At 70.8% G+C, this 18683-nt stretch carries 6 protein-coding genes; 5 read left to right on the top strand and 1 reads right to left on the bottom strand.

Annotation, left to right across the window (positions count from 1 at the left end):
* Positions 1 to 39: 39 nt before the first annotated feature.
* The 3 genes from ABZ822_RS31340 to ABZ822_RS31350 are packed head-to-tail and all read left to right on the top strand — an operon-like array spanning position 40 to position 3343.
* Entirely contained in the window at positions 40 to 1107 is a 1068-nt protein-coding gene (locus tag ABZ822_RS31340; RefSeq protein WP_360861631.1) for a glucose-1-phosphate thymidylyltransferase, read from the top strand.
* The gene (gene rfbB / locus ABZ822_RS31345) at positions 1104 to 2117 is read left to right on the top strand and encodes a dTDP-glucose 4,6-dehydratase (protein WP_360861633.1); all 1014 of its coding nucleotides are present in this window, start codon (positions 1104 to 1106) and stop codon (positions 2115 to 2117) included. Before ABZ822_RS31340 ends, rfbB begins: the two co-directional genes overlap by 4 nt.
* On the top strand, positions 2114 to 3343 hold the full coding sequence (locus ABZ822_RS31350; protein ID WP_360861635.1) for an FAD-dependent oxidoreductase: 1230 nt from the start codon (positions 2114 to 2116) through the stop codon (positions 3341 to 3343). Before rfbB ends, ABZ822_RS31350 begins: the two co-directional genes overlap by 4 nt.
* A gap of 36 nt (positions 3344 to 3379) precedes the next feature.
* On the opposite strand, the gene ABZ822_RS31355 is transcribed toward ABZ822_RS31350, so the two are convergent.
* Entirely contained in the window at positions 3380 to 4177 is a 798-nt protein-coding gene (locus tag ABZ822_RS31355) for a VC0807 family protein (protein ID WP_360861637.1), read from the bottom strand.
* A gap of 344 nt (positions 4178 to 4521) precedes the next feature.
* Here ABZ822_RS31355 and ABZ822_RS31360 point away from each other — a divergent pair, with 344 nt between their 5' ends.
* Complete coding sequence (locus ABZ822_RS31360; protein ID WP_360861639.1) at positions 4522 to 5949, top strand: cytochrome P450; 1428 nt, start codon at positions 4522 to 4524, stop codon at positions 5947 to 5949.
* A 211-nt stretch (positions 5950 to 6160) separates the two neighbouring features.
* A partial coding sequence (locus ABZ822_RS31365; RefSeq protein ID WP_360861641.1) for an SDR family NAD(P)-dependent oxidoreductase occupies positions 6161 to 18683 on the top strand: 12523 nt, incomplete at its 3' end.

Below are 18683 nucleotides of genomic sequence, written 5' to 3' on the forward strand. Positions count from 1 at the left end.
CCGGCCCTTACCGACGACATCAGTTAGGCGGGTGGAACCGTGAAGGCTCTTGTCCTCTCCGGAGGCGCGGGGACCCGGCTGCGGCCGATCACCCACACCTCCGCGAAGCAGTTGGTGCCGGTCGCCAACAAGCCCATCCTCTTCTACGGGCTGGAGGCGATCGCCGACGCCGGGATCACGGACGTGGCGATCGTGGTCGGCGACACCGAGAACGAGATCCGGCAGGCCGTCGGCGACGGCTCCGACTTCGGTCTCACCGTCACCTATCTCCGGCAGGAGGCCCCCCGCGGCCTGTCCCACGCCGTGCTCATCGCCCGGGACTTCCTCGGCGACGACGACTTCGTGATGTTCCTCGGGGACAACTTCGTCTTCGGCGGCATCACCGACACCGTCGAGGAGTTCCGCAAGGAGGGCCCGGACGCCCAGCTCCTGCTGACCCGGGTGCCGAACCCGTCCGCCTTCGGTGTCGCCGAACTCGACGACGCGGGACGGCTGTTGCGGCTGGAGGAGAAACCCGAGCATCCCAGGAGCGACCTGGCCCTGGTCGGCGTCTATCTCTTCGGCCCGTCGATCCACGAGGCGGTGCGCGCCATCGGCCCCTCCGCGCGCGGTGAGCTGGAGATCACCGACGCCATCCAGTGGCTGCTGGAGCGGGACCGGGACGTGCGCACCACGGTGATCACCGGTTACTGGAAGGACACCGGGAACGCCGCGGACATCCTCGACGTCAACCGAAGACTGCTGGACCTGCTGGAGTACCGCGTCGAAGGGGACGTCGACGAGAACAGCGAGATCGTCGGCCGGGTGCAGATCGACGCCGGAGCCGTCATCCGCGGCTCCCGCATCGTCGGGCCGGCGATCATCGGTCCCGGCACCGTGGTCGAGAACTCCTACATCGGGCCGTCCACCGCCATCGCCGAGGACTGCGTCATCCGCAACAGCGAGATCGAATTCTCCATCATTCTGCGGGAGTCCGGCTTCGACAGCATCCGCCGCGTGGAGGGCTCGCTCGTCGGCCGCAACGTGCACGTCTCCCTCGCCCACCGGGTGCCCGCCACCCACCGGCTGGTGATCGGCGACCACGGCCGGGTGCAGATCTCGTCATGAACGGCCGACACCCCGCCCCGCCCCCCGCCCGCGTCCTGGTGACCGGTGGCGCCGGCTTCATCGGCTCCCACCACGTCAGGACCCTGCTCGGCCCCGACGGCCCGGCCGGGGTCACCGTCACCGTCCTGGACAGCCTCACGTACGCCGGCAACCCGGCCAATCTGGACGCGGTCCGCGACCACCCCGCGTTCACCTTCGTCAAGGGCGACATCTGCGACCAGGAGCTCGTCGACGCACTCATGGCCGACCACGACGACGTCGTGCACTTCGCCGCCGAGTCGCACGTGGACCGTTCGATCCTCAGCTCCTCCGAGTTCGTCCGCACCAACGTCATGGGCAGCCAGACCCTGCTCGACGGGGCGCTGCGCCACGGCATCCGCACCTTCGTGCAGGTCTCCACCGACGAGGTGTACGGCTCCATCGACTCCGGAGCCTGGACCGAGGACTGCCCCCCACAGCCCAACTCCCCCTACTCCGCCTCCAAGGCGTCCTCCGACCTGCTCGCCCTCGCCTACCACCGCACCCACGGTCTGGACGTGCGGGTCACCCGGTGCTCCAACAACTACGGTCACCACCAGTACCCGGAGAAGGTCATCCCACTGTTCGTGAGCAACCTCCTCGACGGCCGGAAGGTCCCGCTGTACGGGGACGGCGGCAACGTCCGCGACTGGCTGCACATCGACGACCACGTGCAGGGCGTCGAGTTGGTCCGCACCCGCGGCCGGGCCGGGGAGGTCTACAACATCGGCGGCGGCACGGAGCTCACCAACCGCGAGCTCACCGATCTCCTGCTCGAAGCATGCGGCGCCGGCCCTGACCGCATCGAGTACGTCCAGGACCGCAAGGGCCACGACCGCCGCTACTGCGTCGACTGGACCAAGATCCGCGACGAGCTCGGCTACCGGCCGCGCAAGGACTTCGCCACCGGCCTGGCCGAGACCGTCGCCTGGTACCGGGCCAACCGGGCCTGGTGGGAGCCGCTCAAGCAGACCGCAGGAGAGCCCCGTTGACCGGCCTGGACGAGATCGTCGTCGTCGGCGCGGGCGCCGCCGGCGTCACCACGGCCGAGACCTTGCGGCGCCAGGGCTACGACGGCCGCCTCACGCTCGTCGGAGCCGAACGCCACCAGCCGTACGACCGGCCGCCCCTGTCCAAGCAGATCCTCTCCGGCCGGTGGGAGCCGGACCGCATCCGGCTGCGCCGGCCCGACACCTATGAACGCCTCGCCATCGACCTGCGGCTGGGGACGGCAGCCGCCCGGCTGGACCGCATGGGCCGCGCGGTCGAACTGGCCGACGGCACCCGGCTGCACGCCGACGCCGTCGTCGTCGCCACCGGGGTACGCCCCCGGCGGCTGCCCGGCGCCGAAGGTCTGACCGGTGTGCACGTGCTGCGCACCCTCGACGATGCGCTCGCCCTCCGCGAAGCCCTGGCCGCGGGACCACGCCTGGTGGTGGCCGGGGCCGGTCTCCTCGGAACCGAGGCGGCCGTCGCGGCCCGCGGACTGGGCGTCGACGTCACGCTGGTCGGCACCGGACCCGTACCGCTCCTCGGCCTCCTGGGCCCGCAGGCGGCCGGACTGGTCTCGGCCGTGCACCGTGAACTCGGTCTGCGCGTACAGCAGGGACAGGTGGCAGGCGTGGAGGGCGCGGGCAGCGCGGTGACCGGCGTACGGCTTGCCGACGGAACACGACTGCCCGCGGACGCGGTGCTCGTCGCCGCCGGTTCGCTCACCAACACCGCATGGCTGCGCGGCAGCGGCGTCCGCGTCGACGACGGTGTCGTCTGCGACGTGCTGGGCGCGGCCGAGCCGGGCGTGTGGGCCGCGGGAGACGTGGCCCGCAGGCCCGATGCGCGCACGGGACGGCTACGGCGTTCGGAACACCGCACGCACGCCGCGGAACAGGCCGTCACGGTCGCCCGCAACATCCTCGCCGGCACCCGAGCCGTACCCTTCGCGCCCCTGCCGTACTTCTGGACCGACCAGCACGACCTGAAGGTCCAGGTGTTCGGGGACCTGGGCGGTGCCCAGGAGTGCCACATCGTCGAAGGCAGCCCAGCCGAGCGGAAGTTCGCCGCGGTCCACTGCGCCGGTGGCCGTGTCCGCGGCGCAGTCGCCGTCAACCTGCCCCGTGCCGTCCAGCAACTCCGCCCGCTGGTGGAGAGCGGGGCGCCGTGGACGGGCCGGCCGGCCGAGACGCCGGAGGCGACAGCGGGCAGCGCGCCAGGGGCGTGAGCACGTAGGCCGCGGCGCCCTGCTCGCGCCGGGCGGTCAGCCGTGATCGCGGCCGGAGCGGTACCCGGGGCCCGCGTCGTACCGGCCGTCGTAACGGCCGGGGACCCGGTCGTTCACGTCCGGCATCAGGATCGGCCAGAGACCCGCACGGGCGTGGTAGATGTTGACGATCACCAGCATCAGCAGCGTGAAGACGCCGTACTGGGCGCCGTTCAGTGCGGGCACCACGTGCACCGGAAGCGCGTACGCCATCAGCGTGCGGATTCCCGAGTCCACCAGCAGTCCGATGCCCCAGATCACCGTGGTGACCCGCCAGATCCGCCGGAAGCGCGGGACCTGTTCCCACAACTCGTCCCAGGTCCGGCTGTCCGTGGTCCTCCGTTCCAGCAGCCGCCGCGAGAACCCGAAGGCCAGGGGCCGCCTGCCGCGCAGCGACACCAGGAACCCCAGCCCGGCCACACCGGTCAGCCAGCCGTCCCGGACGAGCAGCGTCCGCGGACTGCCGCCGGTCACCGACACGACGATGCTGAGCACCAGCATGGCCGTCACGAACACGCCCAGGACGTCCAGCCGCCGTGTCCTGGCGAACCGTACGAGCGTGGCGACCGCGGGGACCACCGCACCCGCCGTCAGCGCGACGACATCGCTCACCCCGGCCGCCGTCAGCCCGTAGTACAGGCCGATCGGGATACCGAGGTCCACGACCACGGTCAGCAGCAGGGGCGGCCCGGAATCGGAGGGCGGTGCTTCACGGGCGGCCCGTCCGCGGCCCGCCCGGCCACGGGCACGCCCGTCGGAGGGCTGATCCGGTAGGGCGCTGCCGCTGCTGGTCATGCGTTCTCCGTCCGAATGGGGCCGTACGGAACGGTTGCCCGGTCGCCCTCACGTCATCCGCTCGGCACCCGGGCCGGTCGGCGTCCGGGCCGGCCGCCACGCGCACAGCGTACGTGCGCCCCCGGCCCCGGGAGCGCGGCGATGCACCTCATCGGGGCAATCCTTTGGAATTCCCTAGACCTCCCCGAGGATTCATTGACCCGCGAACCCCCGGTGCTAGCGTCGGCCGCCAGGGCCTCCCTGCACAGGTTCGATTCCCGCCGCGGTGGCAGGAACCGAAATTTCTCTGCACAGCTGTCTCGGCGTATCGAGCTTGTCACCCTCCGCTGACCTTGGAGAAATCTGTGACCGACGTTGACACGAGCGAGTGGTCCGCGCATACCGATTCCATACCGTCACCGGAGGTCATGGGGCTGAAGGAGATGCGCGAGGTCATCAAGAACGTCCCGCGCTATCTGTCCGGCCTGCGGGATCAGTACGGTCCGGTGGTGCGCGTCCCGATGGGAAAGACCGACGCTTTCCTCGTCAGCGACTTCGACGTCGTGCAGGACGTCATCATCGCGTCCAGCCGCCGCTTCGACAAGGACGCCCAGAAGACCGGTCCGGGCCCCGACGACTGGGGCTCCAGCCTCGAACGAGTTCTGGGCAAGGGCCTGGTGACCAGTGTCGGCACCTACCACCGCAGACAGCGCAGGCTCATCCAGCCCGTCTTCCACCGCCAGCGCATCGCCGGCTACGGCTCCGCGTTCGCCTCCATCGCCGCCGAGGCGTCGGCGAACTTCACCGAGGGCGAGCGGTTCAACTTCCACGAGGAGATGTACGAGCTCGCCCTCGGCATGGTCACCCGCACGCTGTTCGACGTCTCCCTGGAGAGCGAGGCCGCCGCCCGTATCCGGACCGCCTTTCCTCGCGAAGGCGGCCCGCTGCGCTGGGAGTTGAGCCCCTTCGGGAAGATCCTTCTGCATCTTCCGCTGCCGGCGAACCGTCAGTTCAAGCAGGGACTGCAGGCCGTCGACGAGATCGTGTACGGCATGATCGAGGACCGCCGGAGGGGTAAGGGCGACGGTCAGGACCTGCTCTCGCTGCTGCTCCAGGTCACGGACGCCGACACCGGCGAGTACCTCACCGACCTGGAGCTGCGGGACGAGGCCATCACTCTGCTGATGGCCGGGCACGAAACCTCCTCCGGCTCCCTGACCTGGGCGTACTACCTGCTCGGCACCCACCCCGAGATCCGCGAGCGGATGCACAAGGAGATCGACTGGGTTCTCGGGGACCGGCTGCCCACGGTCGAGGACCTGCCGCGTCTGATGTTCACCGACGCCGTGTACTCCGAGGCGCTGCGCCTGTACCCGCCGGCCTGGGTCCTCGTCCGGCGCTCGCTGGAGGACTACCGGGCGAACGGCTACCACATCCCCCGCAACAGCGTGATCATGGTCAGCCCGTACGTCCTGCACCGTGACACCACCTGGTGGCCCGAGCCGGAACGGTTCATCCCCTCCCGGTTCCTGTCGTTCGAGGATCCCTTCGACTCCTTCAGCGGCCAGGCCAAGGCTCCCGGCCGCCCCAAGTTGGCGTACCTGCCCTTCGGTGCCGGACCACGGCAGTGCATCGGCAATGTCTTCGCACAGATGGAAGGCGTCATGGCACTGGCGACCCTCAGCCGGCACTGGGAGTTCGAGCCGGTCGGCGAACCGCCCAACCGTGTCACGAGCGACTTCACGCTGCAGCCCCGCGGCGGCCTCGAGATGGTCGCCCACCGCAGGCGCTGATGGCCCCTGACCAGGGCCGAAGACCTTAGAAGTCTCCCTAGATCACAGGGTGCCTGCGCGACTGGCCAGCAGGCAGCAGCCAGTATGAAAACCGGCGTAACCATCGATCGCATCGCATCGCAACCCATCGATCGTCTCGCCGGTCGCGCGGCAGTCGGATCCGGCCGGAATGCGCGGCCAGGGAATGTGCTGGATCCGTAGGGCGGAGGCAGTGGCCGTGTTGCCAGAAGACGCACAGGCGCGGGAAAACGCGTCGGCATCCCTTCGGGGACCGGAATCCCCCGGGCAGCCGCATCCCCTTCCCGGGGACACGGCCCGTATCCCGTCCGGGGAAAAGGGCGCGACGGCGGCCGACAATGCGATAGCGGTCGTCGGAATTTCCTGCCGTTTTCCGCAGGCACCCGATCCGGCTGCATTCTGGCGCCTGCTGATCGAGGGCGAAAGCGCCGTCACCAAAACCCCCGAGGACCGCTGGGAATCCCTTCCCGACGCCGACCCCGCCGCCCCCGGCACCGTCCGCCGCGGCGGCTACGTCGACGGTGTCGACCGCTTCGACCCCGGATTCTTCGGGATCTCCCCGCGCGAGGCCGCGGCCATGGACCCCCAGCAGCGCCTCATCCTCGAACTCGGCTGGGAGGCGCTGGAAGAAGGAGCCGTCCTCCCCGCCGGGCTGCGCGGCAGCCGCACCGGCGTCTTCGTCGGCGCCATCTGGGACGACTACGCCGCCCTCGCCCGCCGGCTCGGCACCGACGCCGGCCGGCACACACTCAGCGGACTCAACCGCGGCATCATCGCCAACCGTCTCTCCTACGTCCTCGGCCTGCGCGGCCCCAGCCTCACCGTCGACGCCGGACAGTCCTCCTCCCTGGTCGCCGTGCACCTGGCCTGCGAGAGCCTGCGGCGCGGTGAGAGCCGGCTCGCCCTGGCAGGCGGCGTGAACCTCACCCTCGCCCCCGACAGCGCCCTCGCCTCGGTCGGCTTCGGCGCGCTCTCCCCCGACGGCCACTGCTACACCTTCGACGCGCGCGCCAACGGCTACGTACGCGGCGAGGGCGGCGCCCTCGTCCTCCTCAAGCCGCTCGCCCGCGCGATCGCCGACGGCGACCGCATCCATTGCGTGATCCGCGGCAGTGCCACCAACAACGACGGCGGCGGCGACGGCCTGACCGCACCTCTGCGCGAGGCCCAGGAGGAGGTGCTCCACCTCGCGTACCGCCAGGCCCGGGTCCACCCGGCCGACGTCCAGTACGTCGAGCTGCACGGCACCGGAACCCGGCTCGGCGACCCCATCGAGGCGGCAGCCCTCGGAGCGGTCTGCGGCCGCGCACGCACCAACGGCACGCCCCTGCTCGTCGGCTCGGTCAAGACCAACATCGGCCACCTCGAGGGCGCGGCCGGCGTCGCCGGGCTTCTCAAGACCGTTCTCTCCCTCAGCCACGGGAAGATCCCGGCCAGCCTGAACTTCGAGACCCCCAACCCCGCCATCCCCCTGGACGACCTCAATGTGGCGGTCGCGGCCGAGTCCCGGCCCTGGCCGCACGAGGACCGGCCGCGTCGGGCAGGCGTCAGCTCCTTCGGGATGGGCGGCACCAACTGCCATGTGGTGCTGGAGGAATGGCCCCACACGACCGTGTCGGACACCGCTCCGCCCGGTGCCTCCCGCGTCCCGCTGCCATGGATCCTGTCCGCCCGTACCGACACGGCCCTTCGGGGCCAGGCCCGCAGGCTGCTCACCCGTCTGCAGAACGGCTCCGCGCCCGACCCGGCCGACACGGCCTTCTCCCTGGCCCGGACGAGGACACGCTTCGAACACCGCGCCGTCGTGCTCGGCACCCACCACGAGGACCTGGTGCGCGGCCTGACCGCCCTGGCGGAGGGGACCCCCTCGCCGGACGTCGTCACCGGAGTCTTCGAACCCTCCGTGAACCAGGTCCCGGCCGACTCGGCCGGCGCCGCGGACGCGGCCGGACAGGGCCCCACCGCGTTCCTCTTCGCGGGGCAGGGGTCGCAACGGCTCGGCATGGGACGCGAGTTGTACGGGACGTCCCGGGTCTTCACCGAGGCCTTCGACGCGGTGGACGCGGAACTGCCGTTCAGCCTGCGGGAGATCGTCTTCGGTGACGACGCGGAGCGTCTGAACCGGACCGAGTACGCGCAGCCCGCCCTGTTCGCCCTGGAAGTCGCCCTCTTCCGCCTCGCCGAGTCCTTCGGTGCACGCCCCGACGTGCTCTTCGGTCACTCCGTGGGCGAGATCGCGGCCGCCCATGTCGCCGGTGTGTGGTCCCTGGCCGAGGCGTGCCGCGTGGTCCTCGCCCGCGGGCGGTTGATGCAGGCGCTGCCCGGGGGTGGCGCGATGGTCGCGGTCCAGGCGTCCGAGGACGAGGTGCTGCCCCTGCTGAACGACCGGGTCGGTATCGCCGCCGTCAACGGCCCCCGTTCGGTCGTGGTCTCCGGTGCGGCCGAGGCCGTCGAGGAGGTGGCAGCCCACTTCCGTGCCCAGGACCGCAAGGCCACGGCTCTGCGCGTCAGCCACGCGTTCCACTCACCGCTGATGGAGCCGATGCTGGACGAGTTCCGCGCGGTACTCGACTCCGTCACCTACAGCCAGCCCACCATCCCCGTCGTCTCCGACGTCACCGGCAGTACCGCAACGGCGGAACAACTGACGTCCCCCGACTACTGGACGCAGCACGTCCGTCGCCCCGTGCGGTTCGCCGACGGCATCCGGACACTTCAGGAGCAGGGTGCCCGGCACTTCCTGGAACTGGGCCCGGACGCCACGCTGACGGTCCTGGCCGAGGAGAGCCTGAGCGCCGACGACGGACTCGCTGTCCCCACCCTCAGCAAGGACCGCCCCGAGGCGCTCGCGTTCCTCACGGCCCTTGCCGCCCTGCACACACGGGGACTCCCCGTCGACTGGACCCCCGTGTTCGCCGCCCACCGCGCGCGGCGCACGGAACTGCCGACGTACGCCTTCCAGCGCCGCCGCTACTGGCTGCCCGAACCCGCCGGGCGCGTCCCGTCGCCCATCGCTGTCCGCGATGCCGTGGCCTCCCCGGCCTCTCCGCCCACCGACGACGGGCCGGGCGCCGACGCCGAGGACGACGGCGACACGACGTCACCCCTGCGCGACCGCCTCACCCGCCTCGCACCCCGCGAACGGCACACCGCACTGCTGGACCTGGTCCGCACCCAAGCGGCAGCCATCCTCGACCACGACTCCGGGGACCAGGTCGAGCCCCGGCGCACCTTCAAGGACCTCGGCTTCGACTCCTTCACCTCCGTCGACCTCCGTAACCGCATCAAGGCCGCGACCGGACTGCCCCTGCCGTCCTCCCTGCTGTTCGACTACCCGACGTCCGACGCCGTCGCCGGCTGTCTGGCCTCCCGGCTCTTCGGCACCGAGGCCGACACCGCGCCCGCTCTGCCCGCAGGAGCGAGGCAGGCCGACGATCCGGTGGTGATCGTGGGGATGGCGTGCCGGTTCCCGGGTGGGGTCGGGTCGCCCGAGGACCTGTGGCGGTTGGTGAGCGAGGGGGGTGATGCGATCGGCGGGTTCCCGGCCGACCGTGGCTGGGACCTGGAGGGGCTCTACGACCCGGAGCCCGGCCGGGCCGGCCGTACGTACGTGCGTGAGGGCGGCTTTCTTCACGAAGCCGCGTTGTTCGACGCGGGGTTGTTCGGGATCTCGCCGCGTGAGGCGTTGGCGATGGATCCGCAGCAGCGGTTGCTGCTGGAGACGTCGTGGGAGGTCTTCGAGCGGTCGGGTATCGACCTGTCGGTCCTGCGTGGCAGCCGTACCGGCGTCTTCGCCGGCCTCGTGGAGCAGGGCTACGGGGCCCGCCTGCGGGAGGGCGTCGAAGAGTCCGACGGCTACGTCCTGACCGGCACGACGTCGAGCGTGGCGTCGGGTCGTATTGCGTACACGTTCGGTTTCGAGGGTCCTGCTGTGACGGTGGACACGGCGTGTTCGTCGTCGTTGGTGGCGTTGCATCTGGCTGCGCAGGCGTTGCGGGCGGGTGAGTGTGATCTGGCGTTGGCCGGTGGTGTGACGGTCATGGCGGGTCCGGAGATGTTCGTGGAGTTCTCGCGGCAGCGGGGGTTGGCGTCGGACGGTCGGTGCAAGGCGTTCTCGGACGGTGCGGACGGTACGGCGTGGGCCGAGGGTGTGGGTCTGCTGCTGGTGGAGCGTTTGTCGGACGCGCGTCGTCATGGGCATCGGGTGCTGGCGGTCGTCGCCGGGTCGGCGGTGAATCAGGACGGTGCGTCGAACGGTCTGACGGCGCCGAACGGTCCGTCGCAGCAGCGGGTGATCCGCCAGGCCCTGGCCGGTGCCGGGCTCAAGCCTGCGGATGTGGATGCGGTGGAGGCGCACGGTACGGGTACGCCGCTGGGTGATCCGATCGAGGCGCAGGCGTTGTTGGCCACCTACGGCCAGGATCGTGAACAGCCTTTGTGGTTGGGCTCGTTGAAGTCGAATGTCGGTCATACGCAGGCTGCTGCGGGTGTCGGCGGTGTGATCAAGATGGTGATGGCGATGCGGCAGGGGATCCTGCCGCGCACCCTGCACATCGATGAGCCGTCCTCGCACGTCGACTGGTCGGCCGGTGACATCGGGCTGCTGACCGAGGAGCGTACGTGGCCCGAGACGGGGCGCCCGCGCCGCGCGGGTGTGTCGTCGTTCGGCATCAGCGGCACCAACGCCCACGTCATCCTTCAGCAGGCGACCGAACCCGCCCCGCCACCCGAGGCTCGCGACGACGAGGACGACTCCGTACGCGCGGACGGCCGGACCGTACCGCTGCCGCTCTCCGCCGCGGACCCCGCGTCCCTGAGCGCGCAAGCGGCCCGGCTCGGGACCCTCCTGGCGGCCGACCCCGAACTCTCCCCCCGCGACATCGGACTGTCGCTGGCGACCACGCGGTGCACGCTGGACCATCGCGCCGTGGTCCTGGCAGCCGACCGGGAGGAACTGGCACACGGACTGCGCGCCCTGGCAGAGGGCGAGCCCGGCTCCGGGACTGTCAACGGCACCGTCGAGCGCTCGGGCAGGAAACTGACCTTCCTCTTCGCGGGTCAGGGCTCCCAACGGAGCGCCATGGGACGGGAGTTGTACGAGACGCACCCGGTGTTCGCCGAGGCGTTCGCCGCGGTGGATGCGGAACTGCCGTTCTCGCTGCGGGAGGTGGTCTTCGGCGAGGACGCGGAGCGGCTGGATCGTACGGAGTTCGCGCAGCCTGCGTTGTTCGCGCTCGAGGTGGCGCTGTTCCGGCTGCTGGAGTCGTGGGGCGTTCGGCCCGATGTGCTGGCCGGTCATTCGATCGGTGAGATCGCCGCGGCTCATGTGGCGGGTGTGTGGTCGCTTGCCGACGCGTGCCGCCTCGTCGTGGCCCGGGGCCGGCTGATGCAGGAGCTGCCCGAGGGCGGCGCGATGGTGGCGGTTCAGGCGTCCGAGGACGAGGTGGAGCCGCTGCTGGACGACCGGGTGGACCTCGCCGCGGTCAACGGTCCGCAGGCGGTCGTGATCGCCGGTGACGCCGACGCGGTGGAGGAGATCGCGGACCACTTCCGCGCCCAGGACCGTAAGACGACCGCTCTGCGCGTCAGTCACGCCTTCCACTCGCCGCTCATGGAGCCGATGCTGGCCGAGTTCCGCTCGGTGGCCGAAGGGCTCTCGTACGGCGAGCCCCGGATGGACATCGTCTCCACGCTCACCGGCACGACCGCGGACCCTGCCGAGCTCATGTCCCCGGACCACTGGGTGCGGCACGTCCGCCAAACCGTCCGCTACGGCGATGCCGTGCGCACACTCGCCGGCATGGGCGTCGGCCGCTTCATCGAACTGGGCCCCGACGGCACCCTCACCGCCCTCGCCCAGACGGTCCTGGACGCGGACGGCGGCGAGGCGCTGCTGCTGCCGTCGCTGCGCAAGGGCCGGCCGGAGGGGGGAGCGGTGCTCGCCGCGGTCGCAGGGCTGTTCGCCCGCGGCGGCGAGGTGGACTGGCCCGCGGTCTTCGCCGGGAGCGGGGCGCGCACCGTCGACCTGCCGACGTACGCGTTCCAGCACAAGAGCTACTGGCCCAGTCCGGCCGGGGAGCGGCGCGGAGGCGACATCTCCTTCCTCGGCCTCTCCGCCACCGACCACCCGCTGCTCGGAGCGGCCGTTGCGCCGGCCGACTCCGAAAGCGTGGTGTTCACCGGTCGCCTCTCGTTGCGGAGCGATCCATGGTTGCGGGACCACGTGGTCGCGGGCGCGGTCCTGTTCCCCGGAACCGGATTCCTGGAACTCGTCCTCCGCAGCGCCGACGCGGTCGGTTGCGAGCGGGTGGAGGATCTGACGATCGCCGTGCCCCTCGTGCTCCCCGAGCGGGGCGGCGTGCACGTCCAGGTGCTGGTGAACGGCCCGGACGACGCGGGCCGCCGCGGCGTCAGCGTGTTCTCCCGCCCCGACGGGGCCTCGGACGGCGACGCGTGGAGGCTCCATGCCACCGGCGTGGTGAGCCCCGAGGCGGAGGCACGGCCCGCGGACTTCTTCGATTTCGCCGTGTGGCCGCCGCGGGACGCCGTCGCCGAGTCGACCGAGGGGGCGTACGAGCGCTTCACCGGGGCGGGGCTGTCGTACGGCCCCGTGTTCCAGGGCCTGCGTGGCCTCTGGCGGCGCGGCGACGAGGTCTTCGCCGACGTGTCCGTGCCCGCCGAACACGAGGAACTGGCACAGCGCTTCGGGCTGCACCCGGCGCTGCTGGACTCCGCCCTGCACGCCGTCCTGCGAGGGGTGTTCGGCGCCGAGGATTCACTGCGGCTGCCGTTCTCGTGGACCGGCGCGTCGCTGTGGGCCACCGGAGCGCGCGAGCTGAGGGTGCGCGTGGTTCCCGTGGGCCCCGACGCGGTGGCGTTGGAACTGGCGGACACGACCGGGGGCGCGGTGGCCTCCGTGGAGTCGCTGGTGCTGCGCGAGGCGCCCGGTGCGCTCACCCAGGACGAGGGCGGCTCCCGGGACGGCCTGTTCCAGATCGACTGGGCCCGCGTGCCGGCCTCGGAGGGACCGCTGCCCGAGGTGCGTGCCGGACTCCCCGCCCCGGACGAGCACGTGGCAGGAGACGTACTGGTCCGGGCCGAGCGCCCCGTCGGCAGCGCGCAGACGGCCGCCCATGCCGTCGCTGCGGACACACTCGCGTGGGTACGCGAGTGGCTTGGGGAGGAGCGGTTCGAGGGCGCCCGTCTGGTGATCGTCACGGAGGGGGCGGTCGGCCTCGACGACGAGGTTCCGGATCCGGCGTTGGCTGCGGTGTGGGGTCTGGTGCGGGCGGCTGGGTTGGAGCATCCGGGGCGGTTCGCGCTGGTGGATGTGGATGGTGGGGTGGAGTCGTGGTCGGTTGTCGCGGGGGTGCTCGCCTCGGGTGAGGCGGAGTGTGCTGTACGGGGTGGTGTCGCCTTCGTTCCGCGGCTCGGTCGGTGCTCTTCGGCCGGTGAACTGGCTGTGCCTGTGGGCGAGTCGGCAGGTTCGTCGTGGCGGCTGGACATTCGTGAGAAGGGGACGCTGGAGGGCCTGGCCCTGGCCCCCTTCCCCGAAGCCGAAGCGGAGTTGGCGCCTGGCCAGGTCCGTATCGGGGTGCGGGCGGCGGGTGTCAACTTCCGCGATGTGCTCAACGCCCTCGGGATGTATCCCGGTGATGCGGAGGACTTCGGCCTTGAGGGCGCCGGTGTGGTGACCGAGGTCGGTCCGGGTGTGACGGAACTGGCCGTGGGTGACCGGGTGTTCGGGATGTTCTCGGGTGCGTTCGGTCCGGTTGTGGTGGCGGATGCGCGGACGGTGGTGCGGGTTCCGGCGGGGTGGTCGTTTGCGGAGGCTGCGTCGGTGCCGATTGTGTTTCTGACGGCGTATCACGCTCTCACCGATCTGGGGGGTGTGCGGTCGGGGGAGTCGGTGCTGGTGCATGCGGCTGCCGGTGGTGTGGGTATGGCCGCGACGCAGTTGGCGCGTCACTTGGGTGCTGAGGTGTTCGGTACGGCGAGCGTGGGCAAGTGGGACACGCTGCGCGGTCTGGGGCTGGACGACCGTCACATCGCCTCGTCCCGGGATACGGACTTCGAGGCGGCGTTCCTGGACGCGACCGGTGGTCGTGGTGTGGATGTGGTGCTGGACTCTCTCGCCGGTGAGTTCGTGGACGCCTCGCTGCGACTGCTTCCGCGCGGTGGCCGTTTCCTGGAGATGGGCAAGACCGACATCCGCGATGCGGTGACCGTCGCCACCGAGCATGCGGGTGTGGCATATCGGGCGTTCGACCTGATGGACGTGGCCCCGATACGGATCGGGCAGATGCTCTCCGAATTGGTCACCCTCTTCGAGGCGGGGGTGCTGGCACCGCTGCCGGTCACGTGCTGGGATGTGCGGCGTGCTCCGGAGGCGTTCCGGTACCTCTCCCAGGCGCGGCACGTGGGCAAGGTCGTTCTCACGGTCCCGGCGCCGCTGGATCCGGACGGCACCGTGCTGATCACCGGTGGCACCGGTGGCCTGGGCGCGCTCGTCGCGCAGCACCTCGTCACCGAACACGGCGTACGCCACCTGGTGTTGGCCAGCCGTCGCGGTGCGGAGGCACCGGGCGCGGACGAACTCGTCGCCGAACTGGCCGACGTAGGAGCGCACGTAGAAGTGTCGGCCGTGGATGTCACGGATCGTGCGGCGCTGGCGGACGTACTGGCCGCGGTGCCGGGTGACCATCCGCTGACGGCCGTGGTGCACACGGCGGGCATCGTCGATGACGGCGTGGTGGGCTCCCTGACTCCGGAGCGCATGTCCCGGGTGATGGGGCCGAAGGCGGATGCGGCGGTGCATCTGCATGAGCTGACCCGTGGCGCCGACCTGTCGGCGTTCGTCGTCTTCTCCTCCGTCATGGGCACGTTCGGCGGTGCGGGGCAGGCGAACTACGCGGCTGCCAACGCCTTCCTGGACGCCTTCGCCGCGAGCCGCCGTTCCTCCGGCCTGCCCGCCACCTCTCTCGCCTGGGGCCCATGGGCGCCCGGCGCCGGCATGACCGCCGACCTCACCGAAGCGGACCTGCGGCGGATGGCACGCAGCGGCATGCTGCCCCTGGATCCGGAGCGCGGACTCGGACTGCTGGACACCGCGCTGGAGGGCGGTGCCGGGTTGGAACGCGCAGCTGTCCTGCCGGTCGACCTCGACCTCACGGGCTTGCGGCGGCGGACCGCGGACGACATTCCCCCGCTGCTTCGCTCCCTGGTCCGTGTGCGCGCCCGCCGTAAGGCCGAGGCCGGCACCGGAACGCACCATCAGGACCTCAGGGCACAGCTCGCCGCGACGCCGCCCGCCGACCGCGACCGCCTCCTGTCCCACCTGGTCCATGGCGCCGCGGCGGCCGTGCTCGGCCACGCCTCCGCCACCGACATCGACGCGGAGCACACCTTCAAGGAACTCGGCTTCGACTCCCTGACCTCGGTCGAACTGCGCAACCGCGTCAATGCCGCGACCGGCATGCGGCTTCCCTCCACCCTGATTTTCGACTACCCCACGCCCGCTGTCCTGGTCCGGTACATCAAGACGGAGCTGCTCGGTGGAGAGGAGCAGCCGGACACCACCGGCACGCTGCCCGCGGTGATGACCGCGGGCGACGATCCGGTGGTGATCGTGGGGATGGCGTGCCGTTTCCCCGGTGGTGTCGAGTCGCCTGAGGATCTGTGGCGGCTGGTCAGTGAGGGAAGCGATGCGATCGGTGGCTTCCCGACCGATCGCGGCTGGGACCTGGACGGTCTCTACGACCCGGAGCCGGGGCGGATCGGGCGTACGTATGTCCGTGAGGGCGGGTTCCTTTACGGGGCGTCGGAGTTCGATGCGGGGTTGTTCGGGATCTCGCCGCGTGAGGCGTTGGCGATGGATCCGCAGCAGCGGTTGCTGCTGGAGACGTCGTGGGAGGTCTTCGAGCGGGCGGGCATCGATCCGTCAGGCCTGCGTGGTAGCCGCACCGGCGTCTTCGCCGGTGCGATGGCCCAGGACTACGGCTCGTCGCTGCGGGGCACGGCCGAAGGCGCTGACGGCTACCTGCTGACCGGGAACACCGGCAGTGTGGCGTCGGGCCGTATCGCGTACACCTTCGGTTTCGAGGGTCCTGCGGTGACGGTGGACACGGCGTGCTCGTCGTCGCTGGTGGCGCTGCATCTGGCCGCGCAGGCGCTTCGCTCAGGTGAGTGCGATGTGGCGTTGGCCGGTGGTGTCACGGTCATGTCGACACCGGAGACGTTCCTGGAGTTCTCGCGGCAGCGGGGTCTTGCGTCGGACGGTCGGTGCAAGGCGTTCTCGGACGGTGCGGACGGTACGGCGTGGGCCGAGGGTGTGGGTCTGCTCCTGGTGGAGCGGCTTTCCGATGCGCGTCGCAACGGGCACCAGGTGCTGGCCGTCGTACGCGGCAGTGCCGTCAACCAGGACGGTGCGAGCAATGGTCTGACGGCGCCGAACGGTCCGTCGCAGCAGCGGGTGATCCGCCAGGCCCTGGCCGGTGCCGGGCTCAAGCCTGCGGATGTGGATGCGGTGGAGGCGCACGGTACGGGTACGCCGCTGGGTGATCCGATCGAGGCGCAGGCGTTGTTGGCCACCTACGGCCAGGATCGTGAACAGCCTCTGTGGCTGGGGTCGTTGAAGTCGAACGTCGGTCATACGCAGGCTGCTGCGGGTGTCGGCGGTGTGATCAAGATGGTGATGGCGATGCGGCAGGGGATCCTGCCGCGCACCCTGCACATCGATGAGCCGTCCTCGCACGTCGACTGGTCGGCCGGTGAGATCTCCCTGCTCAAGGAGAACGTGGAGTGGCCGCGGCCGGATGACCGTCCGCGCCGCGCCGGTGTGTCGTCCTTCGGCATCAGCGGCACCAACGCCCACGTCATCCTCGAACAGGCCCCCGCTACGGGAGCGGAAGTGGAGAGGACCGGGGAAGGGCCGGAGCTCCCGCGGGTCCTGCCGTGGGTGCTGTCCGCGGCCGGTGGCCGACTGCCCGCCCAGGCCGAGCGCCTGGCCGCCTTCGTGGAGGCCCGGTCCGACCTCTCCCTCGCCGACACCGCCCTGGCCCTGGCCACGACCCGGATCGCACTGGAGCACCGCGCGGTGATCATCGCCGCGGACCGCCACGAACTGGTGCATGCCCTCAGTGCGCTGGCCGAAGGCCGTGCCGAACCTCACGTCGTACAGAACTCCGCACAGACCGGCGGGCGTACCGCCTTCCTGTTCGCGGGGCAGGGTTCGCAGCGCGTGGGCATGGGGCGGGAGTTGTACGAGGCGTTCCCGGCGTTCGCCGAGGCTTTCGATGCGGTTGACGCGGAACTGCCGTTCTCGCTGGGGGAGGTGGTCTTCGGCGAGGACGCGGAGCGGCTGGATCGTACGGAGTTCGCGCAGCCTGCGTTGTTCGCGCTCGAGGTGGCGTTGTTCCGGTTGTTGGAGTCGTGGGGTGTGCGGCCGGATGTGTTGATGGGGCATTCCATCGGTGAGTTCGCTGCCGCGCATGTGGCGGGTGTGTGGTCGCTGGCTGATGCGTGCCGACTCGTGGTGGCGCGGGGGCGTTTGATGCAGGCGTTGCCCGTGGGTGGGGCGATGGTGGCGGTGGAGGCGTCGGAGGAGGAGACCTTGCCGCTGCTGAATGGCCGTGTGGGTCTTGCTGCGGTGAACGGGCCGCGGTCGGTGGTGGTGTCGGGTGAGCGGGATGCGGTGGAGGAGGTCGCGGGGCATTTCCGTGCTCAGGGCCGTAAGTCGACGGTGTTGCGGGTGAGTCATGCGTTCCATTCGCCGTTGATGGAGCCGGTGTTGGAGGAGTTTCGGCGGGTTGCTGAGGGTGTGGTGTATGCCGAGCCGCGGGTTCCGGTGGTTTCGACGGTGAGTGGTGAGGTGGCGTCGGCTGCGGAGTTGATGTCGGCCGGGTATTGGGTGGATCAGGTGCGTCGGCCGGTGCGGTTCGCCGATGGTGTGCGGTGTTTGGAGGGGCAGCAGGTCACGCGGTTCGTGGAGTTGGGTGCGGACGGCACGCTGACTGGGCTCGCGCAGGGGAGCATCGAGGGTTCGGGGCGTCTGCTGACCCCGACCCTGCGCAAGGACCGGCCCGAAGCCGCCGCTCTCCTCACCGCAGCCGCCGAACTCTTCACTCAGGGCTCGGTAGTCGACTGGGCCGCGGTCTTCGCCGCCCCGAAGGCCGCACCGCACGTGGACCTGCCGACGTACGCGTTCCAGCGACAGCGCTTCTGGCCCGGCACCTCCGCATGGGCGACCAGGGATCTGGGGGCGCTGGGTCTGGGGTCGGCCGGGCATCCGCTGCTGGGGGCGGCGGTCGAGCTGGCCGGCGGTGACGAGTTGTTGTTCACGAGTCGTCTGTCGTTGGTTTCGCATGGGTGGTTGCGGGATCACGTGGTGGCTGGGGTTGTGGTGTTTCCGGGGACGGGGTTCCTGGAGTTGGCGTTGCGGGTGGGTGAGCAGGCGGGTTGTGACCGTGTGGAGGATCTGACGGTCGTGGCGCCGTTGGTGGTGCCGGAACGCGGCGGGGTCCGCCTCCAGGTGCGGGTGGGAGCCGCGGACGAGTCCGGACACCGCGCGCTGGAGATCCACTCCCGTACCGAGGACGCCCTGGACACGGATCCGTGGACGCTCCACGTGACGGGTGTGCTGGCTGTGCAGGCCGATCCGTCGCCTGCGGGTTTCTTCGATTTCGGTGTGTGGCCTCCGCGGGGTGCGGTGGAGGAGT

This window comes from Streptomyces sp. NPDC047108 (assembly GCF_040643575.1).
GTDB lineage: Bacteria > Actinomycetota > Actinomycetes > Streptomycetales > Streptomycetaceae > Streptomyces.

Coding starts and splice junctions, on each gene's coding strand:
- rfbB (WP_360861633.1), top strand. CDS start 1,104: ATGAACGGCCGACACCCCGCCCCGCCCCCCGCCCGCGTCCTGGTGACC.
- ABZ822_RS31355 (WP_360861637.1), bottom strand. CDS start 4,177: ATGACCAGCAGCGGCAGCGCCCTACCGGATCAGCCCTCCGACGGGCGT.